21 protein-coding genes are annotated in these 26,583 nt (G+C 73.0%); 14 read left to right on the top strand and 7 right to left on the bottom strand.

The window, feature by feature from the left end; all coding sequences use genetic code 11:
* Window positions 1-91: 91 nt before the first annotated feature.
* Window positions 92-847 carry a TIGR03089 family protein gene (locus ACZ4Z2_RS36630; protein ID WP_468082047.1) on the bottom strand — a complete coding sequence of 252 codons (756 nt, stop codon included), beginning with the start codon at window positions 845-847 and terminating at the stop codon, window positions 92-94.
* A gap of 143 nt (window positions 848-990) precedes the next feature.
* Between ACZ4Z2_RS36630 and ACZ4Z2_RS36625 the strand changes: the two genes are divergently transcribed.
* Both ACZ4Z2_RS36625 and manB read left to right on the top strand, forming a co-directional pair.
* A complete protein-coding gene (locus ACZ4Z2_RS36625; RefSeq protein ID WP_468082046.1) occupies window positions 991-2,475 on the top strand; it encodes a peptidoglycan recognition protein family protein in 1,485 nt (494 codons plus the stop codon).
* A 172-nt stretch (window positions 2,476-2,647) separates the two neighbouring features.
* Window positions 2,648-3,730: a mannose-1-phosphate guanylyltransferase gene (manB, locus tag ACZ4Z2_RS36620; RefSeq protein WP_468082044.1), complete on the top strand. Its 1,083-nt coding sequence runs from the start codon at window positions 2,648-2,650 to the stop codon at window positions 3,728-3,730.
* A gap of 218 nt (window positions 3,731-3,948) precedes the next feature.
* On the opposite strand, the gene ACZ4Z2_RS36615 is transcribed toward manB, so the two are convergent.
* From ACZ4Z2_RS36615 to ACZ4Z2_RS36600, 4 genes are all read right to left on the bottom strand, one after another.
* A complete protein-coding gene (locus ACZ4Z2_RS36615) occupies window positions 3,949-4,974 on the bottom strand; it encodes a DNA-3-methyladenine glycosylase family protein (protein ID WP_468082043.1) in 1,026 nt (341 codons plus the stop codon).
* 72 nt (window positions 4,975-5,046) lie between these two features.
* Window positions 5,047-6,375: a coenzyme F420-0:L-glutamate ligase gene (locus ACZ4Z2_RS36610; RefSeq protein WP_468082042.1), complete on the bottom strand. Its 1,329-nt coding sequence runs from the start codon at window positions 6,373-6,375 to the stop codon at window positions 5,047-5,049.
* On the bottom strand, window positions 6,372-7,331 hold the full coding sequence (cofD, locus tag ACZ4Z2_RS36605; protein WP_468082040.1) for a 2-phospho-L-lactate transferase: 960 nt from the start codon (window positions 7,329-7,331) through the stop codon (window positions 6,372-6,374). Before cofD ends, ACZ4Z2_RS36610 begins: the two co-directional genes overlap by 4 nt.
* A 113-nt stretch (window positions 7,332-7,444) precedes the next feature.
* On the bottom strand, window positions 7,445-7,942 hold the full coding sequence (locus tag ACZ4Z2_RS36600; RefSeq protein WP_468082039.1) for a cysteine dioxygenase: 498 nt from the start codon (window positions 7,940-7,942) through the stop codon (window positions 7,445-7,447).
* A 668-nt stretch (window positions 7,943-8,610) separates the two neighbouring features.
* Here ACZ4Z2_RS36600 and ACZ4Z2_RS36595 point away from each other — a divergent pair.
* From ACZ4Z2_RS36595 to ACZ4Z2_RS36585, 3 genes are all read left to right on the top strand, one after another.
* Window positions 8,611-8,874, top strand: a complete 264-nt coding sequence (locus ACZ4Z2_RS36595) for a WhiB family transcriptional regulator (protein ID WP_003975777.1) — start codon at window positions 8,611-8,613, stop codon at window positions 8,872-8,874.
* Between the two features lie 287 nt (window positions 8,875-9,161).
* Window positions 9,162-12,782: a glycosyltransferase family 2 protein gene (locus tag ACZ4Z2_RS36590; RefSeq protein ID WP_468082037.1), complete on the top strand. Its 3,621-nt coding sequence runs from the start codon at window positions 9,162-9,164 to the stop codon at window positions 12,780-12,782.
* A complete protein-coding gene (locus ACZ4Z2_RS36585; protein WP_468082036.1) occupies window positions 12,779-14,266 on the top strand; it encodes a DUF5719 family protein in 1,488 nt (495 codons plus the stop codon). Before ACZ4Z2_RS36590 ends, ACZ4Z2_RS36585 begins: the two co-directional genes overlap by 4 nt.
* 190 nt (window positions 14,267-14,456) lie before the next feature.
* Here the strand turns inward: ACZ4Z2_RS36585 and ACZ4Z2_RS36580 are convergent, their stop codons facing one another.
* A complete protein-coding gene (locus tag ACZ4Z2_RS36580; protein WP_468082048.1) occupies window positions 14,457-14,912 on the bottom strand; it encodes a metallopeptidase family protein in 456 nt (151 codons plus the stop codon).
* Between the two features lie 345 nt (window positions 14,913-15,257).
* Here ACZ4Z2_RS36580 and ACZ4Z2_RS36575 point away from each other — a divergent pair, with 345 nt between their 5' ends.
* From ACZ4Z2_RS36575 to ACZ4Z2_RS36540, 8 genes are all read left to right on the top strand, one after another.
* Complete coding sequence (locus ACZ4Z2_RS36575) at window positions 15,258-15,680, top strand: DUF3499 domain-containing protein (RefSeq protein WP_468082035.1); 423 nt, start codon at window positions 15,258-15,260, stop codon at window positions 15,678-15,680.
* Window positions 15,681-15,965: 285 nt separating this feature from the next.
* Complete coding sequence (locus tag ACZ4Z2_RS36570; RefSeq protein WP_468082033.1) at window positions 15,966-17,330, top strand: phosphomannomutase/phosphoglucomutase; 1,365 nt, start codon at window positions 15,966-15,968, stop codon at window positions 17,328-17,330.
* Between the two features lie 154 nt (window positions 17,331-17,484).
* Window positions 17,485-17,655 carry a Trm112 family protein gene (locus tag ACZ4Z2_RS36565; RefSeq protein ID WP_468082031.1) on the top strand — a complete coding sequence of 57 codons (171 nt, stop codon included), beginning with the start codon at window positions 17,485-17,487 and terminating at the stop codon, window positions 17,653-17,655.
* Window positions 17,656-17,767: 112 nt separating this feature from the next.
* Complete coding sequence (locus ACZ4Z2_RS36560; protein ID WP_468082030.1) at window positions 17,768-18,895, top strand: SIS domain-containing protein; 1,128 nt, start codon at window positions 17,768-17,770, stop codon at window positions 18,893-18,895.
* A 52-nt stretch (window positions 18,896-18,947) separates the two neighbouring features.
* Window positions 18,948-20,099, top strand: coding sequence for a mannose-6-phosphate isomerase, class I (manA, locus tag ACZ4Z2_RS36555; RefSeq protein ID WP_468082029.1), 1,152 nt, complete (start codon window positions 18,948-18,950; stop codon window positions 20,097-20,099).
* Between the two features lie 166 nt (window positions 20,100-20,265).
* On the top strand, window positions 20,266-21,243 hold the full coding sequence (locus tag ACZ4Z2_RS36550; protein WP_468082028.1) for a cation diffusion facilitator family transporter: 978 nt from the start codon (window positions 20,266-20,268) through the stop codon (window positions 21,241-21,243).
* A 383-nt stretch (window positions 21,244-21,626) separates the two neighbouring features.
* Complete coding sequence (ahcY, locus tag ACZ4Z2_RS36545; RefSeq protein ID WP_468082027.1) at window positions 21,627-23,084, top strand: adenosylhomocysteinase; 1,458 nt, start codon at window positions 21,627-21,629, stop codon at window positions 23,082-23,084.
* A gap of 294 nt (window positions 23,085-23,378) precedes the next feature.
* The gene (locus tag ACZ4Z2_RS36540; protein ID WP_468082026.1) at window positions 23,379-23,993 is read left to right on the top strand and encodes a hypothetical protein; all 615 of its coding nucleotides are present in this window, start codon (window positions 23,379-23,381) and stop codon (window positions 23,991-23,993) included.
* An 85-nt stretch (window positions 23,994-24,078) separates the two neighbouring features.
* Here ACZ4Z2_RS36540 and ACZ4Z2_RS36535 read toward each other — a convergent pair whose 3' ends face one another.
* On the bottom strand, window positions 24,079-25,008 hold the full coding sequence (locus tag ACZ4Z2_RS36535; RefSeq protein WP_468082025.1) for an RDD family protein: 930 nt from the start codon (window positions 25,006-25,008) through the stop codon (window positions 24,079-24,081).
* 138 nt (window positions 25,009-25,146) lie between these two features.
* On the opposite strand from ACZ4Z2_RS36535, the gene ACZ4Z2_RS36530 reads away from it, so the two are divergent.
* Window positions 25,147-26,154 carry a stage II sporulation protein M gene (locus ACZ4Z2_RS36530; protein WP_468082024.1) on the top strand — a complete coding sequence of 336 codons (1,008 nt, stop codon included), beginning with the start codon at window positions 25,147-25,149 and terminating at the stop codon, window positions 26,152-26,154.
* Window positions 26,155-26,583 lie beyond the last annotated feature (429 nt).

Here is a 26,583-nt window from a genome sequence, read left to right as displayed (position 1 = left end):
AGTACACGGGTCAGGGCCCGGCACGCCGAGAGCACGCACCTGACGCCGCGGGGCCGCCCTTCGGGCGACGGCGGGAATGTGACGACAGGGCCTAGCGGGAAACGGCCGTGACCCGCTCGCTCTCGATCCGCCGGGTCAGGGCGTCCTCGGCCAGCTGGTCCAGGTTCCGGCACAGCACCACGGACCCCCCGGTCGCCAGCGGCCCGTACAGCCCCGCCAGCAGGCCCTCCCACGTGTCGTACCCGGCTCCGGACAGCAGCCGCGACCCCGGGCCCGTGAGCCCGATGGCGCCCGCCTCGGCCCGCGCCCGCTCCACGACCTCCGCCCCGCTGAACTCCCGCCCGGCCACGATCAGCGCCGGCTCCTCGGGGTCCACGGGCGCGAACGGCGCGAACCGGTCCCCCTGCGACGGCACCTCCACGGCGTAGTCCACGAATCCCGCTGGGGTCTGCGGGAACCTCCCGCCGAGCGGCCGCAGCGCGAGCGCGACCCGCTCTCCGGAGCACGCCCGGGCCTCCTCCAGCGTCTCCGGCCCGCTCACCACGAGGTCGGCCGCCCCCGGGGCGCCGGCGACGTCGGCGACGACGCCCACCGACGAACAGGCCAGCAGCCACACCGCCGTCTGCCAGTGCGCGGGCAGCAGCAGCGCGAGCCGGTCGCCGGGTTCCGCGGCCAGGTCGCCCTGGAGCAGATTCGCCGTCTTGGCCACCCAATTGGCGAAGGTGGCCACGGACAGTTCGACGCGTTCGCCCGTGGCGTCGTCGTAGAAGGTCACCAGGGGGCGCGCGGGGTCCGCGGCGAGCGCGGAACGCAGCAGGTCGGCAGGGGTGCGGTCGGTGGCGTTCACGCGCGTAAGCGTACGCGGGGCGGGGTGGGGGGCGAGTCGGGGGCGGACGGGAGGGGCCACCGGTTCGGCGCAGCGCCACCCACCGGTTCGGCGGAGCGGAGCCGACAGGCCGTCAGTTCCGCTGTGGACAGATATGTCTGACTATGTCCAAGATCGGGCGTATGCGTAGCTCTCGTTTCCTCGCTTCCTCGATCGGTGTCGCCTGCGCCGCGGCCCTCGCCCTCCCGGCCGCACTGCCCGCGGCGGCCGCCACCCCCGCCGCGGCCCCCCTCCTCGACACGACCTCCGCCTCCGCGCGGACCGCGACCTCCGCGAGAACCACCTCGTTCGAGCCGCTGACCGTCGACGGAGCGACCGCGTCGCCGTCCGGCAGCACCCAGTCGCTGCCCCTGGCCCCCCGGGCGACCGACCGCGGCCTCGGCCCGACCGCCGCCGAACAGGGCCTGGGGCGCCGGGACGTCCGGTCGTTCTCGCTGGTCGGCGTCGTCTGGGACGACCCCGACACCGAACTGCACGGCCGGGTCCAGGTCCGTACGCGGGCGCGGGGCACCACCCGCTGGTCCGGTTGGCAGGACGTCGAGACGCACAACCACGAGCACGCCGCCGACCCCGACACCGCCGAACGCGCCTCCAGCCGTGTGCGCGGCTCCACCGCCCCGCTGTGGGTGGGCGAATCCGACGGTGTCGAGGTCCGTGTGAGGGCCGAGGTCAGCGGTCGTACGGCCGAGCCGGGCGTCCAGGTGCTCCCGGACGGCCTACGTCTGGAACTGGTCGACCCCGGCTCCGGCCTCCCGGAGGCCGTGCCGGCCCAGGGGACCGTCCCGGCCGCCGGGACGGTCGTCGACCCCCCGCCCGTCGGCACGCCCGTGGACGCCTCCCGCCTCGGCGCGCTGACCGTCGAGTCGGCCGCCTCCTCCGCCGTCAACGCCGATCTCGCGCCGCTCGGCGCCACCGTGATCCCGGCGTTGTCGCGCAAGGCGACGGAGGCCGGGCTGGCCGAGCTGGAGCCGGGTATGAAGCCGTACATCGGGCCGCGTCCCCGGATCGTCACGCGCCGCGGCTGGGGCGCCGACGAGAGCCTCCGCGAGCGGGACTTCCTCTACACGAAGAAGGTCCAGGCGGCCTTCGTGCACCACACCGCCTCCGGCAACAACTACAGCTGCGACGAAGCGGCTTCCGTCATCCGCAGTATCTACCGCTACCACGTGGTGAGCAGCGGCTGGCGGGACATCGGCTACAACTTCCTCGTCGACAAGTGCGGAAACATCTACGAGGGGCGCGCGGGTGGCGTCGCGAAGGCCGTCATGGGCGCGCACACCCTCGGGTTCAACACGAACAGCATGGGGATCGCCGTCATCGGCAGTTACGGCTCCGTCAAGCCGCCCGAGCAGGCCGTGACCGGGATCGCGCAACTCACCGCGTGGAAACTCGGTCTTTACCGGGCGAACCCCAAGGGGAAGACGACCCTCACCTCCGGGGGTGGCAATCTGTACGCAAAAGGCAAGAAGGTACGACTGAACGTGATCTCCGGCCACCGGGACGGGTTCGCGACCGAGTGCCCGGGGGGGCGCCTCTACGGAAAGCTCGGCACGGCCCGCTCGGAGGCCGCGCGCTACCAAGGGCGGTAGCGGGGCGCTTAGTTGAGGGCCCGCCCCGCCCTCGCCACAACGACCCCGCCGACCTGCGAAGCGGCAGACCGGCGGGGTCGCGCACGGCCATGAAGGCGCCATCGAACGGTCTGCATACACTGGCCGGCCGAAAGACAGTTCGGCCGGTCCCGGCAGGAAGCAGAGACGACAGGTGACAGAAGCGATCCTCCTGGTCGGCGGCAGAGGCACCCGACTGCGTCCGCTCACGGTGCACACTCCGAAGCCCATGCTCCCGGCGGCCGGAGTCCCTTTCCTCACCCACCAACTGGCGCGGGCCCGGGCGGCGGGCGTCGACCACATCGTCCTCGCCACCTCGTACCTCGCCGAGGTCTTCGAACCCCACTTCGGCGACGGCTCCGCCCTCGGCCTCCACCTCGAGTACGTCACCGAGGAGGAGCCCCTCGGCACGGGCGGCGCCATCCGCAACGCGGCCGCCCACCTCCACTCCGCCCCCGAGGACCCCGTCCTCGTCTTCAACGGCGACATCCTCACCGGCCTGGACATCCGCCGCCTGGTCCACACCCACCGGACGACCGGCGCCGACGTCTCCCTCCATCTGACCCAGGTGACCGACCCGCGCGCCTACGGCCTGGTCCCCACCGACGAGACGGGCCGCGTCCTCGCCTTCCTGGAGAAGCCGCAGACCCCCGAGGAGATCGTCACCGACCAGATCAACGCGGGGGCGTACGTCTTCCGCCGCTCGGTCATCGACACGATCCCGGCGGGCCGCCCCGTCTCGGTGGAACGCGAGACGTTCCCGGACCTGCTGGCGGCGGGCGCCCACCTCCAGGGCATGGTCGACTCCACGTACTGGCTGGACCTCGGCACCCCGGCGGCCTTCGTCCGGGGCTCGGCGGACCTCGTCCTGGGCCGCGCCCCGTCCCCCGCGGTGCCCGGCCGCTGCGGCGACCGACTCGTCCTGCCCACGGCCCGGGTGGCCGGCGACGCGAAGCTCACCGGCGGCACGGTCGTCGGCGAGGGCGCGTTCGTGGGCGAGGGCGCGCGGGTCTGCGGCAGCACGGTTCTCGCGGGCGCCGTCGTGGAACCCGGCGCGGTCATCACCGACTCGCTCATCGGCGCGCGTGCCCGCATCGGCGAACGCTCCATCCTCACGGGCACGGTCGTCGGCGACGGCGCGGTCATCGGAGCGGACAACGAACTCCGCGCGGGGGTGCGGGTCTGGTGCGACGCCCAGATCCCCACGGGGGCGCTCCGCTTCTCGTCGGACGAGTAGAGCGCCTGGTAGCCCGGGGCCGGGGGGTTCGTGGGCGGGTGCGGGTGCGTTGTGGTTTCCCGCGCAGTTCCCCGCGCCCCTGAAGGCTTCGGGCCTGCGGCCCGGCCTTCATCGGAAAAGGCACGGGGCCGCAGGCCCCTGCCTTTTCCAGGGGCGCGGGGAACTGCGCGACCAGCCCCCACCCACCCGCACCCGCCCACGAACCCCCCGGCCCGAACTCAAAGGCGCCCGATGTCCCAGCGAGGCATCTTCGGCGTCCGCCGCCCCGGCACCCGCCCCGACAGCAGAATGAACCGCGCCGCCCGATGCCGCTGCCCCGCATACGGCTCCAGCAGCGACAGCATCACCGCGTCGTCCGCGTCCCGGTCCCCCGCCAGCGCGAACCCCACGATCCCCGGCAGATGCAGGTCCCCCGTGGTCACCGCGTCCGCCGCCCCATGGCTGCGCTGCACCGTCTCCGCCGACGTCCACGGCCCGATCCCCGGCACCAGCTCCAGCCGCGCCCGCGCGTCCTCCGGTGACATCCCGACGGACTCCTCCAGCCGCCCCGCCACCCGGACCGCCCGCAGGATCGTCGACGCCCTTTTGTTGTCGACCCCCGCCCGGTGCCACTCCCACGACGGGATCAACGCCCACTCCCGGGCCGTCGGCATCGCGGACATCCCGGCGGGCGCGGGCCCCGGCGCCGGTTCCCCGTACCTCCGTACGAGCAGCCGCCACGCCCGGTACGCCTCGTCCGTCGTGACCTTCTGCTCCAGGATCGACGGGATCAGCGACTCCATCACCAGCCCGGTCCGCGTCAGGCGCAGCCCCGGACGCCGCCGCCACGCGGCCGCGACGATGCGGTGCCGGGGCACGAACACGTCGGGCTCGTCCGACGCCCCCAGCAGGGCCGGCAGCGTGTCGAGCAGCCACTCGCCCCCCGGGCCCCATGCCTGCGCCTCGACGGCCCCGCCGCGCACGGCCACCCGCAGGGTCCCGGCCCCGGCCGGCGTGCGGCACACCCGCCACACGGCCCCGTCGGGGGTCGCCCGGAAGGTCGGGTCGCCGGAACCCCGTTTGAGCGGCCCGAGCACCAGCCCCAGATCGAACGGCCCCTCAGGCGCCCACGTCCGCCGCAGCCCCCGGGCCGCCGCGGGCCGAGGCACCCCAACGGGCACGTGGCCGGGCACCTGGCCGGGCACCGCGACATGTCCACCCCGCACGGTCGTGCGAGTGGGGCGAGGGGAGAAACGTCCGGCCACGATGAGGTCCTAGGAAGCTATGGGCGCCTTATGAGCATAGGAGGCGGAGGTTCTCGCGGGCTTCCGCGGCCCTCATCGCACCTCGATGAACGCCCCCGCGTCCCGCTCCCCCCGGGCCGGCGGCTCCACCGCCGGGTGGCCGACGGCCACGGCGCCCATGGGGTCCCAGTCCTCCGGCAGTCCCAGCACGTCCCGTACGACGTCCCGGCAGAACATCGTCGAGGACACCCACGCGGAGCCGAGCCGCTCTCCGGCCAGCGCGACCAGGAAGTTCTGCACCCCGGCCCCGGCGGCGACGACGAACATCTCCCGCTCGGCGCCGTCCCGCCGCTCGTCCCCGTAGGTGTGCGCCCCGTCCATCACCAGACACGGCACGACGAGATACGGCGCGTCGCGCAGGACGTCCCCCCGCCGCACGCGCTTGGCGATGGACTCCTCGCTCCTGCCGTCCCGCCGCAGGTCCGCGATCCACGCGTCCCGCATCGCGTCCAGCAGCCGCACCCGCGACTCCTCGGACTCCAGCAGCACGAACCGCCACGGCGTCGTGTGGTGCGGGGCGGGAGCGGTGACGGCGGCGGCGACGGCCCGCCGTACCGCACCCGGGTCGACCGGTTCCTCGGTGAACGCCCGCACGGTACGCCGCTGGGTCACCGCCAGCCGTACGGCCTCGGAGGTGCCCAGCCGGAACATGTCGTCACGGGCGCCCCGGACCAGCGCCTTCGTGCCCTCGCCCGCGTCGTCGGCGACGACGTGCGCGAGCCCCCGCACGACGGCCACCGGCAGCCCGGCGGCCTTGCCCTTCACCAGGTCACCGGCGGCGGCCAGCTCGTCGGCGGTGGCGACGACGGTCGCGCTGAGCGGATTGCCGTGCCCGTCCGTGCCGCCGCGCAGGTCGTCGAGGACCCGCACCCCGGCGGCGCCGATCGCCACGTCGGTGAGCCCGCTGCGCCAGGGCCGCCCGAAGGTGTCGGTGACCACGACCCCGACCTCGACCCCGAGCGCGTCCCTGATCCCGTCCCGGACGGCCCGCGCGGACGCGTCGGGGTCCTCGGGCAGCAGCAGCACGGTCCCGGCGGGGGTGTTGGAGGCGTCGACACCGGCGGCGGCCATCACCAGGCCCTGCCGGTTCTCCACGATCCGCAGGGCACCGCGCCGGGCCACGACCCGGACGGTCTCGGCGTCGATCGCGGCCTCCCGGTCGGCCGCCTCGACCATCCGGCCCTCGGCCTTGGACACGATCTTCGACGTGACGAGCAGCACGTCCCCGTCGCACAGCCCCGGCTCGGCCGCGGCGATCAGCTTGGCGAGGTCGTCCCCCCGCTGGACCTCGGGAATCCCGGCCACGGCCCACACCCGGTAGCCGGCGGTCGCGGACGCCTCTCTCGCGGTCTCCCCGCTCACGCGTCCCGCACCTCCTCCGCGAGCGCCAGCGCCGCACGGGCCATGGCCGCCGTGGCGTCCAGGTCGGTCATCATCAGCGGCACCGCCCGGCAGCGGATGCCCGCGGCCTCGACACGCTCGACGGTGCCCGCGTCGACCGTGTCGACGAGCCAGCCGTCCAGCAGCCCGGAGCCGTAGTGCTCGGCGACGGCCGCGGCGGTGGACTCGACGCCGACGGCGGCGAGGACCTTGTCGGCCATGCCCCGCACGGGCGCGTCCCCGACGATGGGGGAGAGCCCGACGACCGGCACCCCGGCCTCGGCGATCGCCTCCCTGATCCCGGGCACGGCGAGGATGGTGCCGACGGAGACGACGGGGTTGGACGGCGGGAAGAGGATCACGTCCGCCTCCGCGATGGCCTCCAGGACGCCCGGCGCGGGCTTGGCCTGCTCGGCGCCGACCGGCACGATCGCCTCGGCGGGCACGGAGGCCCGCAGCCGCACCCAGTACTCCTGGAAGTGGACGGCCTTGCGCTCGCCGTCGAGGTCGACGGCGACATGGGTCTCGACCCGGTCGTCGGTCATGGGGATGAGCCGCACCCCCGGCTCCCACCGGTCGCACAGCGCCTCGGTGACCGCGCTCAGCGGGTAGCCGGCGCCGATCATCTGCGTCCGCACGATGTGCGTGGCGAAGTCCCGGTCGCCCAGGCCGAACCACTCCGGTCCGACGCCGTACGCCGCGAGCTCCTCCTTCAGGTGGAAGGTCTCGTCGGCCCGGCCCCAGCCCTGCTCCTCGTTGATGCCGCCGCCGAGCGTGTACATCACCGTGTCGAGGTCCGGGCAGACCTTCAGGCCGAAGAGGTGGATGTCGTCCCCCGTGTTGCCGATGACCGTGATGTCCGCCTCCGGCGCGGCCCGCTTCAGGCCACGCAGGAACCGGGCACCACCGATGCCACCCGCCAGAACCACAATGCGCATGGGAGCCAGTCTCGCAGGCGGGTACGACAACGGTCCGCGCGCCCGCCCCCGACCACGAACGGTTTCGGCCGGGGTGCGGCGTCAGGCCGTCGCAGCTCCCACGTCCGCCCGCGTCAGGCCGTGGCGGTCGCCGTCTCCGTGGCGCACGCCTTGGTGTGCATCGGCATGTCCGTCAGGCCCGGGTAGTAGACGTGCAGGCTTATGGCCGGTTCCAGCGTGTCGTTGACGACCTCGTGGGCGTACCCCGGCGCGAAGACCCGCTGCGCGCCGGCGGCCAGCACCCGCGTGCCCCGCTCGGTGCGCTCGGTCAGCATGCCGTCGAGGACGGTGAGCACCCCGGACGAGCCGCCGTGGTCGTGGAGCCCGGTGCCCTGACCCGGCACCCAGGACAGCAGCCACACCTCGTACCCGGGGCCGGTGCGCAGCCGGTGGTACCAGCGCGTCGTCGCGTCGTACTCGACGAGGTGCTCCCACTGGGCGCGGTCCTCGGCGATGGAGCGGGCGAGTCCGGCGAACTCGGCCACGGTGACCGGGTGTTGGCGCGGCGTCCGCAGAAGGTGGGGCACTTCGAGGATGTCGCCGGCGATCTGGAGGTCGCTGTCGCTGTTCATGGGGTGAGGTGGTCCTCGGCGGGGTGTGGGGGATGGCTGGTTGTCACGTGCCGTCCGCCCGGGTCACGGGCGGGGCGGGGGCCCGGGTACGGGCGGAGGGGAACAGCAGCCGAGCCGCGATGGGCTCAGTGGCAGCCGGAGCGCGATGGGCTCAACAGCTGGAACAGCAACAGCTACAGCGAGCGCGGGCAGCACCGAGGGACCCGGCGCAGCGGGTCGAGGTGAGTGCCAAGTTCGCGAGCATGCCCACTAGGACAGCGGTTCACACCTCTGCTGTCAACTTCACGTCCGGTATGTGGATGCTGCTTCACCTCTTTCGGTGCATCACCCCGGTGAAAGGTTTGTGCAGGGGAAGTCGGGGACACAAGGCGCACAACCCGATACGGGTGAGTGCGAACGGGCCGGAACGAGATCGAACTCCTGGACGTCTTCCCTCGTAAGGGAGGGGGACCGTACGGGACTTCCGCCCACCCCGCGCTGCTGTCAGGGTTTATGCCGATTTGAACACTTTCCGCATAGCCTTGGTTCCGCAGAGTGAATAAGGGGCTCAATAGCAGATCTCGGCTTGACTCGCCCGTAGCAGCACACTTGTAATTTCACTCGTGTCGTTCAGCCGAAATCGGTAACGGCCGCACGACGGGGACGCGAAAGACGGACGAGGGGCGCACATGACCGAGCTCGTGCAGCAACTGCTGGTCGACGACGCGGACGAGGAACTCGGCTGGCAGGAGCGCGCACTGTGCGCCCAGACCGATCCCGAGTCCTTCTTCCCCGAGAAGGGCGGCTCGACCCGCGAGGCCAAGAAGGTCTGCCTCGCCTGCGAGGTCCGCTCCGAGTGCCTCGAGTACGCCCTCGCCAACGACGAGCGCTTCGGCATCTGGGGCGGCCTGTCCGAGCGCGAACGCCGCCGCCTCAAGAAGGCGGCCGTCTGAGCGCGCGGCACTCGCCGCACGCACCTGACGCACACCGCACACCTCAGGAAGCCGGCAGTCCGAAGCACGTCCCAGCGGAACCGGGTGACCAACGGCCCGTCGCAGGTGGCTCGTCCACAGGCGGCGGGCCGCCGTGCCTCCCGACTCCCGGCCACCGCCCCTCACCGAGGCGCTCCGCGCCGCCCCTCCTGCCTTGCCGTTAGTGTGGGCCCCCGTCCGAGACGTCCCGCTGTCCACGCCGGACACAGACGTCCACCGCAGTCCATCGAACCGGGGCCCGTACCTCGATGTCCGTGCACAGCCACACCGCAGCCCACGACGCTGCCACCCCTGAGTTCCCACGTCATGTGGTGACCGCGGTCCTCGTCGCGCACGACGGCGCCCGCTGGCTGCCCGACGCGCTCGCCGGACTGCTCGGCCAGGAGCGCCCCGTGCAGAGCGCCATGGCGGCCGACACCGGCAGCGCGGACGACTCCGCCCAGCTCCTCGCCGACGCCCTCGGCCCCGACCGCGTCCTGCACCTCGCCCGGCGCACCGGCTTCGGCCAGGCCGTCGAGGAGGCCAACCGCACCGCGGGCGTGCTCACCGAGGACGACCTGGCCTACCTGCGCCGCCCCAGCGGCTGGGACCCGGTCACGCGCACATGGCGCGACGACGCCTACGACCTGCCCGAGCTCCCGCACGGAGAGCCGGTGCAATGGCTGTGGCTGCTGCACGACGACTGCGCCCCCGAGCCCGACGCCCTCGCCCAGCTGCTGCGCGTCGTGGAGAACGAACGCGAGCTGGGCCGGGACGACGTCGCCGTCGTCGGCCCCAAGCTGCGCGGCTGGTACGACCGCCGTCAGCTCCTGGAGGTCGGCGTCACCATCGCGGCCTCCGGCCGCCGCTGGACCGGACTCGACCGCCGCGAACAGGACCAGGGCCAGCACGACCACGTCAAGCCCAGCCTCGCCGTCTCCACCGCCGGCATGCTGATCCGCCGCGACGTCTTCGAGGAACTCGGCGGCTTCGACCGCCGGCTGCCCCTCATGCGGGACGACGTCGACCTGTGCTGGCGCGCCACCGCCGCCGGCCACCGCGTCCTCGTCGCCCCCGAAGCGGTCGTCCGGCACGCCGAGGCGTCCTCCCGCGAGCGCCGCACCGTCGACTGCGTCGGCCGCTCCGCCGCCTCCCCGCACATGGTCGACAAGGCGGGCGCCGTCTACACCCTGCTCGTCAACTCCCGTACCGCACAGCTCCCCTGGGTGCTGTTCCGGATCGTCCTCGGCACCCTGCTGCGCACCGTCGCCTACCTCGTCGGCAAGGTGCCCGGCCAGGCCGTCGACGAGATCCGCGGACTGCTGAGCACGCTGCTGCGGCCCGAACGGATCATCGCCGGACGCCGCAGACGAGGCGGAGCGCGGATCGACAAGGGCGAGCTGCGCGCGCTGTTCCCGCCGCCCGGCGCGACCGTCCGCGCCACCGTCGAGCAGGCCGCCGGTGATCTGTTCGGCCGCTCCGACACCGAGACCTCCGCGGCCGGACGGCACGGCGGCGCGGTCGAGTCCGGGCCCGGCGACGACGACGCCGACTTCCTGGAGGTCGAGCAGTTCGCCCGGCTCAAGCGCGTCGCGCGCAAACCGGGCCCGCTGCTCTTCCTCGTCCTGCTGCTCGCCTCGCTCGTCGCCTGCCGCGCGCTCCTCGGCGGCGGCGCGCTCGCGGGCGGCGCCCTGCTGCCCGCGCCCGCCGACTCCGCCGAGCTGTGGTCGCGCTACCTGGACGCGTGGCACCCCGTCGGCGCCGGCGGCGCCGAGGCCGCCCCGCCCTACCTGGCGATCATCGCGATGCTCGCCTCCCTGCTGTTCGGCTCGACCGGGCTCGCCGTCACCGTGCTCCTGGTGGCCTCCGTGCCGCTCGCCGGCTGCACCGCCTACTTCGCCTCGCGGCCCCTCGTCACCTCCCGGCTGCTGCGCGCCTGGGCGGCCGTCGTGTACGCCTTCCTGCCCGCCGTCACCGGCGGCCTCGCCGGGGGGCGCGTCGGCACCGCCGTCTTCGCGATCCTGCTCCCCCTGATCGCCCGCGCGGGCGCCGCCGCAGCGGGGCTCACGAACAGCACGGGGGCGCGCGGCAGTTGGCGCGCCACCTGGGCGTACGCGCTGCTGCTGACGATCACCACCGCGTTCACCCCGATCGTGTGGCCCATCGCGCTGCTCCTCGGCCTGGCCATGCTCGCCGTGCGCCGCCGCGAGATCACCGCCTACGGCCCGCGCTTCCTCGCCCAACTGGGCACCCCGCTGTTGATCCTGGCCCCCTGGTCGCTGACCCTGCTGCCGTTCGGCTTCTTCCAGGAAGCCGGGCTGGAGTACGGGGCGAGCGCGGCCTCCCCGACCGGTCTGCTCGGCATCAGCCCCGGCGGCCCCGGCACGGTCGGCGGCCTCACCCTCGTCGGCGTGGTCCTCGCCGCGCTGGCCGCCCTGCTGCGCTCGGAACGCCGACTGGCGATCGGGACCGCCTGGACGGCGGCCCTGGTGGGACTCGTCCTCGCCGTCCTGTCCAACAACTCCACCTGGGCGGGCCCCGCGACCCTGGTCTACGGCATCGCCCTCCTGGCCGCCGCCACCCTGGGCGCCGACGGGGCACGCGCGCGTGTCGCCGAGCAGAGCTTCGGCTGGCGCCAGCCGGTGGCCGCGCTGATCGCCCTCGCCGCCGCCGTCGGCCCGCTGCTGGCCGCCGCCGGCTGGATGATCGGCGGCGCCGACGGGCCCCTGGGGCGCCGCGACCCCGTCCAGGTCCCCGCGTTCGTCGCCGAGGAGAGCGGCACCCGCGACCAGGCCCGCACCCTCGTCCTCGACAGCGACTCGACCGCCGAGGTCACCTACACCCTGGTCCGCGGCTCCGGCGTCCGCCTCGGCGACGCCGAACTCACGGCCGCCGCCGGACCGAACCGGCAGCTCGACAAGGTCGTCGCCAACCTCGTCGCCGGCTCCGGCGCCGACCAGGCCGACGAACTCGGCGGCTTCGCCGTCCGCTACGTCCTCGTCCGCCCCGGCGCCCCCCGCGAGATGAGCCGCGTCCTGGACGCCACGCCCGGCCTGAGCCGGCTCAGCCAGCAGGACGGCAGCGCCCTGTGGCGCGTGGACCGCGAGGTCGCCCGCGTCACCGTCGAGACGGGCTCCGGCGACCCGAAGTCCGTCGCGGCCGGCCCCGTCGAGGTGCACACCACCCTCCCGGCCGGCGGCTCGGGCCGCCTCCTGCGCCTCGCCGACACCGCCGACGAGTCCTGGACCGCCACCCTCGACGGCAAGCCGCTCACCCCGACCACGGTCGACGGCTGGGCGCAGGGCTTCCAACTCCCCACCGGGGGCGGCCGGCTGGACGTCACCTTCGACGAGCCCGTGAGCCACACCGGCTGGCTGTGGGCGCAGGGCTCGCTCGCCGTCGTCCTCGTGGTCCTCGCCCTGCCCGGCCGCCGCCGGGACGTCGACGACGACCTGCCCGACGAGCCGGTCGCCGTACCCGCCCAGGACATCACCGGCGACGGCCGCCGCGCCCGCCGCCTGCGCGCCCAGGCGGAGGCCGAGCAGTCCGCCGACGCCACCCCGCCCGCCCCCGCCGAGGAGGCCCCGGCGGCCGTCCCCGTCCCGCAGCAGCAGGCGTACGGCGAGTGGGACACACCGAGTCACGCGGGTGCCGAGTACGGCCAGTACGACCAGCAGTACCAGGCCGCCCAGCAGTACCCGGCGGGCACGTACGACCAGCAGCACTACCAGGCGGACCCCTATCAGGGCGGCCAGTACGACCCGTACGCCTCCTACGGGACCGACCCGGCCTCCTACGACCAGACGTACACCCAGGGCTACGACGCGACGTACGACCCGTCGCACGGCACCGGCGCCGACCCCCAGCGCCCCGACGGGAGCCAGCAGTGAACCGCACGACCCTGTCCCTGATCGCCGGCACGACCGCCCTCGCCGCGGTCACCGGCTTCGCCGTGCTCAGCGCGCCCGACGCCTCCGGCGGCGACACGGCTGTCGAGGCGGCCGCCCAACTCCCCGTGGAGCGCACGAGTCTGCTCTGCCCCCGGCCGAGCTCCTCGGACGTCGCCGAGACGGCGTACACGTCCTTCACCCCGGTCACCAAGGGCACGTCGGGCAAGGGCGGCGCCGAACTGGTGGCCGCGGGCGAGGAGTCGGCGGACAGCGGCGGGAAGGGCAAGAGGACCAAGCCCGTCCTGGAGCCGACGGAGCCGGGCAGGCCCGCCACCGGCAGCACCGACGGCGGTGACGCGCCCGCGCTGATCGGCACCGCCGAGGGGAAGTTCGCGCCCGGCTGGACCGTCCAGGAGACCACCGAGGTCGCCGCCGGCACCGGGCGGGGCCTGCTCGGCGTCAACTGCACCGCCCCGGACACCACGTTCTGGTTCCCGGGCGTCAGCACGGCCGCCGGCCGCACGGACTACGTCCACCTCACCAACCCGGACGACGCGGCGGCCGTCGTCGACATCGAGCTCTACGGCAAGGACGGCGAGCTGAAGTCGACGGTGGGGGAGGGCATCACGGTCCGGCCCCGCTCCACCGAACCCGTCCTGCTGTCGACGCTCACCACGGAGAAGCAGGCCGACCTCACGATCCACGTCAGCGTCCGCAGCGGTCGCGTCGCCGCAGCCGTGCAGGCCCTCGACGACAAGCAGGGCGGCGACTGGCTCGCCGCCGCGGCCGACCCGGCCGGCACCGCGGTCCTCCCCGGCATCCCCGAGGACGCCACGTCCGTCCAGCTGATCGCCTTCGCCCCCGGCGACACCGACGCCGACCTCAAGCTCCGGCTGGCCTCGCCCTCCGGGACGATCACCCCGGCCGGCAACGAGACCCTGCACGTCAAGGCGGGGATGACCGCCACGGCCGACCTCGGCGCCGTCACCCGCGGCGAGGCCGGATCCCTCCTGCTGAGCCCCACCGACGAGTCGGTCCCGGTGGTGGCCGCCCTCCGCGTGGTGCGCGGCAAGGGCGGCGACCAGGAAACGGCGTTCATCCCGGCCACCCGTGCCGTCGGCAAGCGCGCCACGGTCGCCGACAACCGCGCCAAGGGCACGACCCTCGCCCTCACCGCGCCCGCCCGCACCGCCAAGGTCAAGGTGACGGCATCCGCGGGCGGCTCCGCCGGTGAGCCCACGACCAAGACGTTCACGATCAAGGCGGGCACCACCCAGAACGTGGAGTTCCCGGCCCCGACGGGCCTGAAGGGCCCCTACGCCCTCACGGTGGAGCCCCTCACCGACACCCCCGTCTACGCCTCACGAACCCTGGAGTCCAAGGTCGACGCCATCCCCGCGTTCACCATCCAGACCCTCCCCGACGACCGGGGAACGGTGGCGGTCCCCAGAGCCCACCAGGACGTGGCGGTACTGCAGGACTAAGGGCTCGGAGGGTGCTCCTGAGGGGCGCGGGGAACTGCGCGACCAGCCCCCACACCACCCGCACCCGCCAGAACACACGCACCCCCGACGCATCAGGCGCCGACGCGGGGTCGAAGGGGCGGCAGCCCCCTGGAGGACGGGACGGGTGGGGGCGGCGGGGGCGACCCCGGCGCCCACCCCCCCCGCGGGGTCAGTCCTCCCCGTACCGGGGGTCCACGGTCTCCGGGTTCAGCCCCAGCAGCTCGGCGACCTGCTCCACGACCACCTCGTGCACCAGCGCCGCCCGCTCGTCCCGCCCCTTGGTCCGGATCTCCACCGGCCGCCGGTACACGACCACCCGCGCGATGCGCCCCTCCCGCGCCGGCACGATCCCGCCGAGCGGCACCGCCTCGTCGTTCCACACGCCGTCCCCGGGGCCGTCCAGCCGTGGCACCTCCAGGACGAGGAAGTCGATGTCGGCCAGCTGCGGCCACCGCCGCTCCAGCCGCTCCACCGAGTCCTGCACGAGGTCGGCGAAGACCTCCGCGCGACTCGCCGCGAGCGGCACCTGCGGCGGCGCGATGGGGCCGCGCATCCCCCGGCCGTGCCGATCACGACGGCGGGGCCCGGGTGCGGAGGCGGCGGACGGCGGTACGAGGTTGTCCATCACCTGTGAAGCGTAGTCCTCACGAGGTCCACGCGCCCGGTCCCACACCCCGACCCGCGAAAGGGGCCCGACACCGCTGACCTGGTACGTCCAACCGGCGCGCCGAACACGGGCGCGCCGGAGGGCCGTACGGCCTGTCACCGGATGACCATTCCAGCCAAGGTTGGGCTCGATTCCGTTCCCTCCCGGACCGTCGAACCCGCATCAAATCACCTGGTTTGTACCGAAAATCGATCGACTTCGGAGCCGTTCGGCATCCCGGACGAGGGGCTACTCGCAGGTCAGCGAGGCGCGTTCAGAAGGGCATGTGGGGCGTCTCACAGTGCGACACGGGGGAGTGACCTGGTGGAGAGTCGTCGCGGCCCGCTCAAGAGTGCGGTACCGTCCAACGTCGTGAGCCCTGTACGTCGCTGTTCGCGCACCGCTTGCGGCCGTCCCGCCGTCGCGACGCTGACGTACGTCTACGCCGACTCGACCGCGGTCCTCGGCCCGCTCGCCACCTACGCCGAACCCCACTGCTACGACCTGTGCGCCGAGCACTCCGAGCGCCTCACCGCCCCGCGCGGCTGGGAAGTCGTACGGCTGTTGGACGGCTCGGCCCCCGCGCGCCCCAGCGGTGACGATCTGGAAGCGCTCGCCAACGCCGTGCGCGAGGCGGCCCGCCCGCAGCAGCGCGCCGCCGAGGCCGGCGGCGGGGCCCGTACGGCCGACCCGATGGAGGTCGCCCGCCGCGGCCACCTCCGCGTCCTGCGCTCACCCGACAACTGACACCCCGCCCGGCGGTGTTGTCGCCGGACCGCCGGACCGCCGGACCGCCGGTGCGCCCGCGCCCGCCGCCGTCGACCTCGCCTGAGAGCCCGTCCCGCGCGACGCTCCGCCTTCATCGGCGTCGATCTGCCCCGTTTGCTCGCCCTTCGCCCAACTCCCCACCCTCGGTGCCCCCTTGCCCGGCACTCCCGTGAGTTGTCCACATCGGCGGAGGTCACACAGTCGGCCGTAACACCGGGCGGGTAGTTTGGGGCGATCCGGTGAGGACTTCAGGAGGGTTTGGCCGTGGCTGCTGATCTGTCGACGATCGTGAAGGCGTACGACGTACGCGGTGTGGTCCCGGACCAGTGGGACGAGCCCCTGGCCGAACTCTTCGGCGCCGCCTTCGCCCAGGTCACCGACGCGGACGCCGTCGTCGTCGGCCACGACATGCGGCCCTCCTCGCCCGGCCTCTCCCGCGCCTTCGCGCGCGGCGCCGCGGCGCGCGGCGTGCACGTGACGGAGATCGGCCTGTGCTCGACGGACCAGCTCTACTACGCGTCCGGCGCGCTGAACCTGCCGGGCGCGATGTTCACCGCCTCGCACAACCCCGCCCAGTACAACGGCATCAAGATGTGCCGCGCGGGCGCCGCCCCCGTGGGCCAGGACACGGGTCTCGCCGAGATCCGCGCCCTCGCCGAGACCTGGAGCGACACCGGGGCGCCGGAACCCGCCGCGACACCGGGAACGATCACGCGGCGCGACACACTGGAGGACTACGCGGCGTACCTCCGCGGCCTGGTCGACCTCACCGCGATCCGCCCGCTGAAGGTCGTCGTCGACGCGGGCAACGGCATGGGCGGCCACACGGTCCCCACGGTCTTCGCCGGCCTGCCCCTGGACGTCGTCCCGATGTACTTCGAACTGGACGGCACGTTCCCCAACCACGAGGCCAACCCCCTCGACCCCGCCAACATCGTCGACCTCCAGCGGCGCGTCCGCGAGGAGGGCGCCGACCTCGGCATCGCCTTCGACGGCGACGCCGACCGCTGCTTCGTGGTCGACGAGCAGGGCGACCCCGTCTCGCCCTCCGCGATCACCGCGCTGGTCGCCTCCCGCGAACTCGCCAAGCACGGCGGCAGGGGCACCGTCATCCACAACCTGATCACCTCCTGGTCGGTGCCCGAGGTGGTCCGGGAGTGCGGCGGCACACCCGTGCGCACCCGCGTCGGCCACTCCTTCATCAAGGCCGAGATGGCCCGCAGCGGCGCGATCTTCGGCGGCGAGCACTCCGCCCACTACTACTTCGCCGACTTCTGGAACGCCGACACGGGCATGCTGGCCGCCCTCCACGTCCTCGCGGCCCTCGGAGGCCAGGACGGCCCCCTCTCCGGCCTGGTCGCCCAGTACGACCGCTACGCGGGCTCCGGCGAGATCAACTCCACCGTCGCCGACCAGACCGCCCGCCTCGCCGCCGTCAGGGCCGCCTACGAGAGCCGGGAGGGGCTGACCCTGGACGAGCTCGACGGCCTCACCGTCTCGTCCCCGGACTGGTGGTTCAACGTCCGCCCCTCCAACACCGAGCCCCTCCTCCGCCTGAACGCCGAGGCCCGCGACGAACCGACCATGGCCAAGCTCCGCGACGAGGTCCTGGCGATCATCAGGGGGTGACCGCGCCGCCCCCGGCGCCGGGCGCCCGACCAGGGGAGAGCCCGCCCCGGGCGGCCCCCGTGCCCCGCACAACCCCGGCGCCGACCCCCGCCCGGCGGTACGCTGACCAGGCCGCACCGCACAACCGAACCCCGCCCCCGAAGGGACCCCCGACATGCCGCTCGAAGCCGGCCTCCTGGAGATCCTCGCCTGCCCGGCGTGCCACGCCCCCCTCACCGAGGAGGACACCGAGCTGACCTGCACCGGCCAGGACTGCGGCCTCGCCTACCCCATCCGCGACGGCATCCCCGTCCTCCTCGTCGACGAGGCCCGCCGCCCCGGGTGAGACCCCGCCCGGGCCCCCACTCCGGGCACACCGCAAGGCGTAACCCCGCTCGGGTAGGGAAACCCGGCGCTAAGGCGAAAAAGGGCACCCGGCGAATCGGAGGCTGCCGCCCATGCTCGACGAATCGCTACTGGACACACCCGACGCCCTGTCGGAGGCCGACCGGGGCGGCCTGCTCCGCGGAGCCGCCGAGGCCGGCGCCCGGGTCCGCACGGCCGTCCGCCTCGGCACCGAGGCCGGCATCGCCGACCTCAAACCCGACGGCCGCCCCCGCGCCCTCATGATCGCGGGCCCCGGCATGGCCTCCGCCGGCGTCGCCGACCTGCTCGGCGCCCTCGCCGGCTCCAGCTGCCCCATCACCCGCATCCACCCCACCGGCGTGGCCCCCGCCGCGGGCGCCCTCCGCTGGGAACTCCCCGGCTGGGCCGGATCGGTCGACCTCCTCCTGATCGCCACCGCCGACGGCGCCGAACCCGGCCTGGCGCTCCTGGTCGACCAGGCGTACCGCCGCGGCTGCACGGTCGTCGCCGTCGCCCCGCCCCGCACGCCCGTCGCCGACGCGATGGCGGGCGCCCACGGCCTGTTCGTACCGATGGCGACCGCCCCGTACGAGCTGGAGGTCCCCCTCGGCGCCGCAGCCCCCGGCATCCTGTGGGCCCTGCTCACCCCGATGCTGGCGCTCCTCGACCGCATGGGCCTCGTCGCCGCCGACCCGGACGCCCTCGCGAAGGTCGCCGACCGCCTCGACCACGTCGCCGAGCGCTGCGGCCCCGCGATCGCCACCTACAGCAACCCCGCCAAGACGCTCGCCGCCGAGTTCGCCGACGCGCTCCCGCTGATCTGGACGGAGGGCCAGGCCGCGGGCCCCGTGGGCCGCCGTTTCGCCTCTGCCCTCGCCGAACTCGCGGGCCGCCCCGCCCTCGCCGCCCAACTCCCCGAGGCGCTCGCCTCGCACGCGGTGGTGCTGTCCGGCCCCCTGGCCGCGAGCGCCGACCCCGAGGCGTTCTTCCGCGACCGCGTCGAGGAGCCACCCGCCCTCCACGCGCGCGTGCTCCTCCTGCGCGACCGGCCCACCGGCGGACTGAGCGCCGCCTCGGCCGCCCGCGAGCTGGCCCTCGGCCACGAGACCGCGGTCAGCGAGCTGGAACCCGAGGAGGGCAGCGACCTGGAGACCCTCGCGGAGATGATCGCCATCACGGATTTCGCCGCCGTTTACCTGTCGCTCGCTTCGGGAGCCTGATCCTTACCTGGCCCCGGCAGACCCCCGAACGGCGTACGGAGAAGAACTCACCATGGACCGCCTCGACAACACCATCCGCCCCTACGCCTGGGGCTCGACCACCGCCATCCCGCACCTCCTCGGCGTGGCACCCACCGGCGAACCGCAGGCGGAGATGTGGATGGGCGCCCACCCCGGCGCCCCCTCGCGCACCGCGCGCGGCCCCCTCACCGAGGTGATCGACGAGGCACCGGAACGCGAACTGGGGGCCCGCGCGGTCGCGAAATTCGGCCCCCGCCTGCCGTTCCTGCTGAAGATCCTCGCCGCCGGCGCCCCCCTCTCCCTCCAGGTCCACCCCGACCTCGAACAGGCCAGGGAGGGCTACGAGGACGAGGAGAGCCGCGGCATCCCGATCGACGCGGGCCACCGCAACTACAAGGACGCCAACCACAAGCCCGAACTGATCTGCGCCCTCACCGAGTTCGACGGCCTCTGCGGCTTCCGCGACCCCCTGCGGACCGCCGACCTGCTCGCCGCCCTCGACGTCGACTCCCTCAAGCCGTACGTCGACCTCCTGCACGCCCACCCCGAAGAGGCCGCGCTGCGCGAGGTGTTGACGGCCGTCCTGAGTGCCGACCCCGAGGAGATGGCGCAGACGGTCACCGACGCCGCTGCCGCCTGCGCCCGACTCGGCGGCGAGCACGCCGCGTACGCCGACATCGCCCACCACTACCCGGGCGACCCCGGTGTCATCGCCGCCATGCTGCTCAACCGCGTACGCCTGCAACCGGGCGAGGCGCTCTTCCTCGGCGCCGGTATCCCGCACGCCTACCTCAGCGGTCTCGGCGTCGAGATCATGGCCAACTCCGACAACGTCCTGCGCTGCGGCCTCACCCCCAAGCACGTCGACGTCCCCGAACTCCTGCGCGTCGTCCGCTTCGAGGCGACCGACCCCGGCGTCCTGCGCCCCGAGGCGGCCCCCGACGGCGAGGAGGTCTACGAGACCCCCATCGACGAGTTCCGCCTCTCCCGCTACGTCCTCCCCGAGGCCACCGCCCCGCACGACCTCACCCTCCCCACCCCGCAGATCCTGCTCTGCACGGCCGGTTCCGTACGGGCGGGCGAGCACACCCTCGCCCCCGGCCAGTCCGTCTTCGTCCCGGCGGACGAGAAGGCCGAGGTGGCCGGACCGGGCACCCTCTTCCGCGCGACGGTCGTCGCCTGAACGGCGTGACCCGCGCCTGATCCACGACCCGGCCCACCGACACCGGGCCGGGCTGCAACAATGCCCCCTGCAAAAGGCGGGCAAAGCCCGGCCGGTGACGGACGGAAACGTGGGTACCCATGCCCACGCACAGACACATGCGCAGGCGAAGGGACACCTCGGACAGATGAGCGCGTCAGGCGGCACCAAGGCGATCGTGGCGGCACTCGCCGCCAACCTCGCGATCGCGGCAGCGAAGTTCGTGGCGTTCCTTTTCAGTGGCTCGTCCTCGATGCTCGCCGAGTCCGTGCACTCCCTCGCCGACTCCGGGAACCAGGCCCTGCTCCTCCTCGGCGGCAAGAAGGCCAAGCGCGAGGCCACCCCGCAGCACCCCTTCGGGTACGGCCGCGAGCGCTACATCTACGCCTTCCTCGTCTCGATCGTCCTCTTCTCCGTCGGCGGCATGTTCGCCCTCTACGAGGGCTACGAGAAGATCAAGCACCCGCACGAGATCGACCACTGGTACTGGCCCGTCGGCGTCCTCGTCTTCGCGATCATCGCCGAGACGTTCTCCTTCCGGACCGCCATCAAGGAGTCGAACGTCCTGCGCGGCCAGAAGTCCTGGAAGGACTTCGTCCGCCACGCCAAGGCACCCGAACTGCCCGTCGTCCTCCTGGAGGACCTCGGCGCGCTCGTCGGCCTCATCCTCGCCCTCGGCGGCGTCGGCCTCGCCCTGCTCACCGGCGACGGCGTCTGGGACGGCATCGGCACCCTCTGCATCGGCGCCCTGCTCATCCTCATCGCGATCGTCCTCGCCGCCGAGACCAAGTCCCTGCTCCTCGGCGAGTCCGCCGGCGTGGAAGAGGTCGAGAAGATCGCCGCGGCCGTCGTCGACGGCGACACCGTCACCCGCGTCATCCACATGCGCACCCTCCACCTCGGTCCCGAGGAACTGCTGGTCGCCGCGAAGATCGCCGTCCAGCACGACGACACGGCCACCGAGGTGGCGAACGCCATCAACGCCGCCGAGGCCCGCATCCGCGAGGCCGTCCCGATCGCCCGCGTCATCTACCTGGAGCCCGACATCTACAGCGAGGCCGAAGCCGCCAAGGGCCCCGACCGCGAGGCCAGCCCCGGCGGCCCCGCCCCGGCCGCCGACCACTGACCCACGCACCCCCGAGCAGGACAGGGCACGGGCCCGCCGCAGCACGCGGCGGGCCTTTCCCGTCACACGCCCCGCACCACCGCACCCGCGACGCCCCAGGCCACAGCCGTACGGACCCCCGCCGCCCCCCGGAGAAGGCTTGATCCGTCCTGAGGCGGACTGGGGCCGCACGGGTCGACCGGTGTAGCTTGGGACGGAGCCAGACGTCGCTGCTGATGGCGGTCGGGCGGTCCCACCGAGGACCGGCCGAGGGAGAGAGGGCCTCCGACGGACTGCGCTGCGCGCACGCGGGCATGCCTGTGTCCTCTTCGGGCACCCCTGTGTCCGCCGCCGCGCAGACCAGCCCTACCCACCCTCGACCCGACACCGAGGAGCAGCTCGCAATGACGACTGTCGACCAGCGACAGGACTTCAAGGTCGCCGACCTCTCCCTGGCCGAGTTCGGCCGCAAGGAGATCACCCTCGCCGAGCACGAGATGCCCGGCCTGATGGCGATCCGCAAGGAGTACGCCGAGGCCCAGCCCCTCGCCGGCGCCCGCGTCACCGGCTCCCTGCACATGACCGTGCAGACCGCCGTCCTCATCGAGACCCTGGTCGCCCTCGGCGCCCAGGTCCGCTGGGCCTCCTGCAACATCTTCTCCACCCAGGACCACGCCGCCGCGGCCATCGCCGTCGGCCCGAACGGCACCGTGGACAACCCGCAGGGCGTCCCGGTCTTCGCCTGGAAGGGCGAGACCCTGGAGGAGTACTGGTGGTGCACCGAGCAGGCGCTGACCTGGCCTGACAGCCCCACCGGCGGCCCCAACATGATCCTCGACGACGGCGGTGACGCCACCCTCCTCGTCCACAAGGGCGTCGAGTACGAGAAGGCCGGCAAGGTCCCCTCCGTCGACACCGCCGAGAACGACGAGCACCGCGTCATCCTGGAGCTCCTCAACCGCACCATCACCGACGGCTCCCAGAAGTGGACCCAGCTCGCCTCGGAGATCCGCGGCGTCACCGAGGAGACCACCACCGGCGTCCACCGCCTGTACGAGATGCAGCGCGACGGCGTCCTCCTCTTCCCGGCGATCAACGTCAACGACGCCGTCACCAAGTCGAAGTTCGACAACAAGTACGGCTGCCGCCACTCCCTGATCGACGGCATCAACCGCGCCACCGACGTCCTGATCGGCGGCAAGACCGCCGTCGTCTGCGGCTACGGCGACGTGGGCAAGGGCTGCGCGGAGTCCCTGCGCGGACAGGGCGCCCGCGTCATCGTCACCGAGATCGACCCGATCTGCGCGCTCCAGGCCGCCATGGACGGCTACCAGGTCACGACCCTCGACGAGGTCGTCGACAAGGCCGACATCTTCATCACCACGACCGGCAACAAGGACATCATCATGGCCTCCGACATGGCCAAGATGAAGCACCAGGCCATCGTGGGGAACATCGGCCACTTCGACAACGAGATCGACATGGCCGGCCTCGCCAAGGTCCCCGGCATCGTCAAGGACGAGGTCAAGCCGCAGGTCCACACCTGGACCTTCCCCGACGGCAAGGTGATCATCGTCCTGTCCGAGGGCCGCCTGCTGAACCTGGGCAACGCCACCGGCCACCCGTCGTTCGTGATGTCCAACTCCTTCGCGGACCAGACCCTGGCCCAGATCGAGCTGTTCACCAAGCCCGACGCGTACCCGACCGGCGTCTACACGCTGCCCAAGCACCTCGACGAGAAGGTCGCCCGCCTCCACCTCGACGCGCTCGGCGTGAAGCTCACGACCCTCCGCCCCGAGCAGGCCGCGTACATCGGCGTAGAGGTCGAGGGCCCGTACAAGCCGGACCACTACCGCTACTGATCACGCACACCGGCTGACGCCTCCCGCGGCAGCTCACAGGCAGGCCCCCGCACCCCCGTGCCGGGGGCCTGCCCGTTCGGCCGGCGGCCACCGGCCGGATCAGCCGGTTCAGCAGGATCAGCCCGTCAAGACCCAGGACGCCCATGCCCCGCGGCCGGTATTCGCTGCACGACCCGCACGATCACACCCTCCTCGCCGAAGAACACTTCATCCGGGGGCCTGCCCGTTCGGCCGGCGGCCACCGGCCGGATCAGCCGGTTGAGCAGGATCAGCCCGTCAAGACCCAGGACGCCCATGCCCCGCGGCCGGTATTCGCTGCACGACCCGCACGATCACACCCTCCTCGCCGAAGAACACTTCCACTGCGCGCCGGGTCCCTCCGGCTGGCGCTATGTGTCCCAACTGACCACCCCTTCCGGCGACCACGCCGGCTCCGTCGACCTCGCCCTCGACGAACTCGGCCGCCCCATCCGCCTCGAACTCCACGCCGCGAGCTGGCAGGTCCGCGGCGCCGCCCTCGACGGCGTCACCTGGGTCCGCACCGACCCCACCGGTTCGCATGCCACCGAAGGCAATGTGCGCGCCCACGCCTTCACCGGCACGTCCCCGGCGTTCCTCGTCGCCACCACCCGTCTTCTGCGCCTCACCCCTTCCGAGCCCGCGACCCGCGTACGCCTCGTCGCCTTCACGGACCCGGTCCTCGCCCCCCGCACCGTGGACCAGTCCTGGGCCTTGATCGCAAGAGAAGCACACGCCACTGACAACGGCCCCCTGACCGTGGACGAATACCAGGTCACAGCCCTGGACACAGGCGAACGGCACACCGTTCACATCTCCGGCGACGTGGTCCTCGCGGCCCCCGGAGTGGAACTGGAACACCTGGAATCACCGCCGTCGACGTTCCCCTGAGACCGACGTTCCCCTGACGGGAACGGTGAACGGAGCCCGGCTGACGACGATCGGCTGAGAGGGCTCGACGACGGCCGGGGACCCGTCAGCCAGGCGGCGCGAACCCGGTGCTCGGCCGGTCGGTGGGCGGCTGCGACGGTGCCTCGACGGGAGCGGAGGTCCCGGCGGGCGGCGCCGGGTACGCGGCCCGCATCGGCGGCTGCGCCACAGGCCCGGCCCACCCGGCCCCCGGGTTCGGCCCGCCCGGTACCGCTCCGGTCGCCGCCGCACCGCCGAACGCGCGGCGCGCCTCCCGCGCCTGGCGCTCGTGCACCACGGCAGCCAGATAGGCGCCCGGCGGCACGCCGTACGGCGCGGGAGTCCCGGTACGGGCCGCGAGATCCGAGGCAAGACGCTCCGCCATCGCCGCACCGACATGCGGGTCCAGCTGCCCCATACGCGTCAGGTACTGGCGGACGGCCAGCCACAGCGCATCCGGAACCGCCGACAGGTCGAGCCCGGAGAACTGCCCGGCCAGCCAGGGCGGCGGCGGAGGCACGAACGCCGACCTTCCCGCCGGCACCCGTTCCCGCACGACCAGCGTCCCCGCGAACACATCACCCAGCCGCCGCCCCCGCGTCGAGACCAACGAGGCGATACACGCGATGACCCCGAAGGTCATCAGGATCTCGACGACGCCGACGGCACCGCGCACCAAGGCGTGCCGGAACCGGATCGGCCCGCCGTCGTCCCGCACCACCCGCAGCCCGAAAGCCAGCTTCCCCAGCGAACGCCCGTGGCTCAGCGTCTCCACGGCGATCGGCACACCCACCAGAAGGAGCAGAAAACTCGCTATGGCTATCGCCATCTGCGCCGCCTCGTCGAGACCGGCCGTCGCGAGGGCCAGGAGCAGGGTCACCACGAGGTAGACGACCATCGCCACGACCAGGTCGAGCAGCACGGCCAGCGCCCGGCTCGGCAGCTTCGCGGGACGCAGCTCCAGCGCCACCGCCTCGCCCGTCACTAGCTCACTCACACCCGTAGTCCTTCCGTTTCCATCCCCTGACCCGCCCCAGGAGTGGCCAGTCTGCCAAGCTGAGGAACAGCGCGCCGCAGTACGACCTGTACGACAAGCTGACACGCAGTACGAGAGGGACGAGGAGCAGCCAACCCGATGGACCTCGATGTCTTCGTGTCCGCCCATCGCGCCGAGTGGGACCGTCTCGACGCACTGCTCCGCCGCCAGCGCCGCCTCAACGGCGCCGAGGTCGACGAACTCGTCGCCCTCTACCAGCGCACGGCGACCCACCTCTCGCTGATCCAGTCCAGCGCCCCGGACCCCCAGCTCACCGGCCGCCTCAGCCAACTCGTGGCACGCGCGCGAAGCGCGGTCACCGGCGCCCGCCGCTCCTCCTGGCGCGATGTCACCCGCTTCCTGACCCACGGTTTCCCGGCAGCGGTCTACCGCTCACGCCACTGGTGGGTCCCCACCGCGCTCCTCTCCACCCTCGTCGCCGCGCTCCTGGGCTGGTGGATCGGTACCCATCCCGAAGTCCAGGCGTCCATCGCGGCCCCCGACGCCCTGCGCGACATGACCCGCCCCGGTGGCCAGTACGAGACGTACTACTCCAGCCATCCCGCGGCCTCCTTCGCCGCCCAGGTGTGGACGAACAATGCTCAGGCCGCCGCCATGTGCCTGGTCCTTGGCATCTTCCTGGGCCTGCCGGTCCTCTGGATCCTCCTGCTGAACATGCTCAACCTGGGCGTGGGCATCGGCCTGATGTCCTCCGCGGGCCGACTCGACGTCTTCCTGGGCCTCGTCCTTCCCCATGGTCTGCTGGAACTGACCGCGGTCTTCGTCGCCGCCGGTACGGGTCTGCGCCTCGGCTGGACCGTCATCGACCCCGGCCCCCGCACCCGCCGCTCGGCCCTGGCCGAGGAGGGGCGAGCCGCGGTGGGGATGGCGATCGGCCTGGCGCTGGTCCTGTTCGTCTCCGGCGCCATCGAAGGGTTCGTCACCCCGTCGGGCCTCCCGACCTGGGCCCGCATCAGCATCGGAGTCCTCGCCGAAGCCGCCTTCCTCGCGTACGTCTACGTCCTCGGCGGACGTGCCGCACGGGCCGGCGAGACGGGTGACGTCGAGGAGCACGAACGCAGCGCCGCGGTGCCCACGGCCGCCTGATGTGCATCCACCCCCGCCGGGCTGTTAGTGTCGACCTCGTTCCCGCGAGAGCCGTTGACACGGAGCTCGTGGGGAGGTAGATTTCAACAGTTGCCTAGAGGTGGACATACCCCAGGTGACGGTGAACGTCTACCGGTTCCTCGTGAACGAGCTTCGCGAGTGAGCCCACCCCGATGATTCAGAACGAGCGGCCGGTAAGGCCGGTCAAAAACTTCTGATAAAGTCGGACTCGCCGAAAGGGAGCCGCAAGGCAAACAAATAGGCAAAGCCCTCCAACGGCTACCGGAAATGAATTCCGACCGGAAACGGAACGGAAAACGGATCTGGTAAGGTTGGAAACGCAAGACCGAAGGGAAGCGCCCGGAGGAAAGCCCGAGAGTGACTCGGGTGAGTACAAAGGAAGCGTCCGTTCCTTGAGAACTCAACAGC

The sequence above is a fragment of the Streptomyces sp. NPDC030183 genome (genome assembly GCF_055573455.1).
Note: the sequence above shows the minus strand (reverse complement) of the source record. Positions and strands in the feature narration are given on the sequence as shown.

Bases quoted from the DNA above. Each gene is read 5' to 3' on its own strand.
- ACZ4Z2_RS36625 (WP_468082046.1), top strand. From the start codon at position 991: ATGTCCAAGATCGGGCGTATGCGTAGCTCTCGTTTCCTCGCTTCCTCG.
- cofD (WP_468082040.1), bottom strand. From the start codon at position 7,331: ATGCGCATTGTGGTTCTGGCGGGTGGCATCGGTGGTGCCCGGTTCCTG.
- ACZ4Z2_RS36600 (WP_468082039.1), bottom strand. From the start codon at position 7,942: ATGAACAGCGACAGCGACCTCCAGATCGCCGGCGACATCCTCGAAGTG.
- ACZ4Z2_RS36595 (WP_003975777.1), top strand. From the start codon at position 8,611: ATGACCGAGCTCGTGCAGCAACTGCTGGTCGACGACGCGGACGAGGAA.
- ACZ4Z2_RS36590 (WP_468082037.1), top strand. From the start codon at position 9,162: ATGTCCGTGCACAGCCACACCGCAGCCCACGACGCTGCCACCCCTGAG.
- ACZ4Z2_RS36580 (WP_468082048.1), bottom strand. From the start codon at position 14,912: ATGGACAACCTCGTACCGCCGTCCGCCGCCTCCGCACCCGGGCCCCGC.
- ACZ4Z2_RS36565 (WP_468082031.1), top strand. From the start codon at position 17,485: ATGCCGCTCGAAGCCGGCCTCCTGGAGATCCTCGCCTGCCCGGCGTGC.
- ACZ4Z2_RS36560 (WP_468082030.1), top strand. From the start codon at position 17,768: ATGCTCGACGAATCGCTACTGGACACACCCGACGCCCTGTCGGAGGCC.
- manA (WP_468082029.1), top strand. From the start codon at position 18,948: ATGGACCGCCTCGACAACACCATCCGCCCCTACGCCTGGGGCTCGACC.
- ACZ4Z2_RS36550 (WP_468082028.1), top strand. From the start codon at position 20,266: ATGAGCGCGTCAGGCGGCACCAAGGCGATCGTGGCGGCACTCGCCGCC.
- ahcY (WP_468082027.1), top strand. From the start codon at position 21,627: ATGACGACTGTCGACCAGCGACAGGACTTCAAGGTCGCCGACCTCTCC.
- ACZ4Z2_RS36540 (WP_468082026.1), top strand. From the start codon at position 23,379: ATGCCCCGCGGCCGGTATTCGCTGCACGACCCGCACGATCACACCCTC.
- ACZ4Z2_RS36530 (WP_468082024.1), top strand. From the start codon at position 25,147: ATGGACCTCGATGTCTTCGTGTCCGCCCATCGCGCCGAGTGGGACCGT.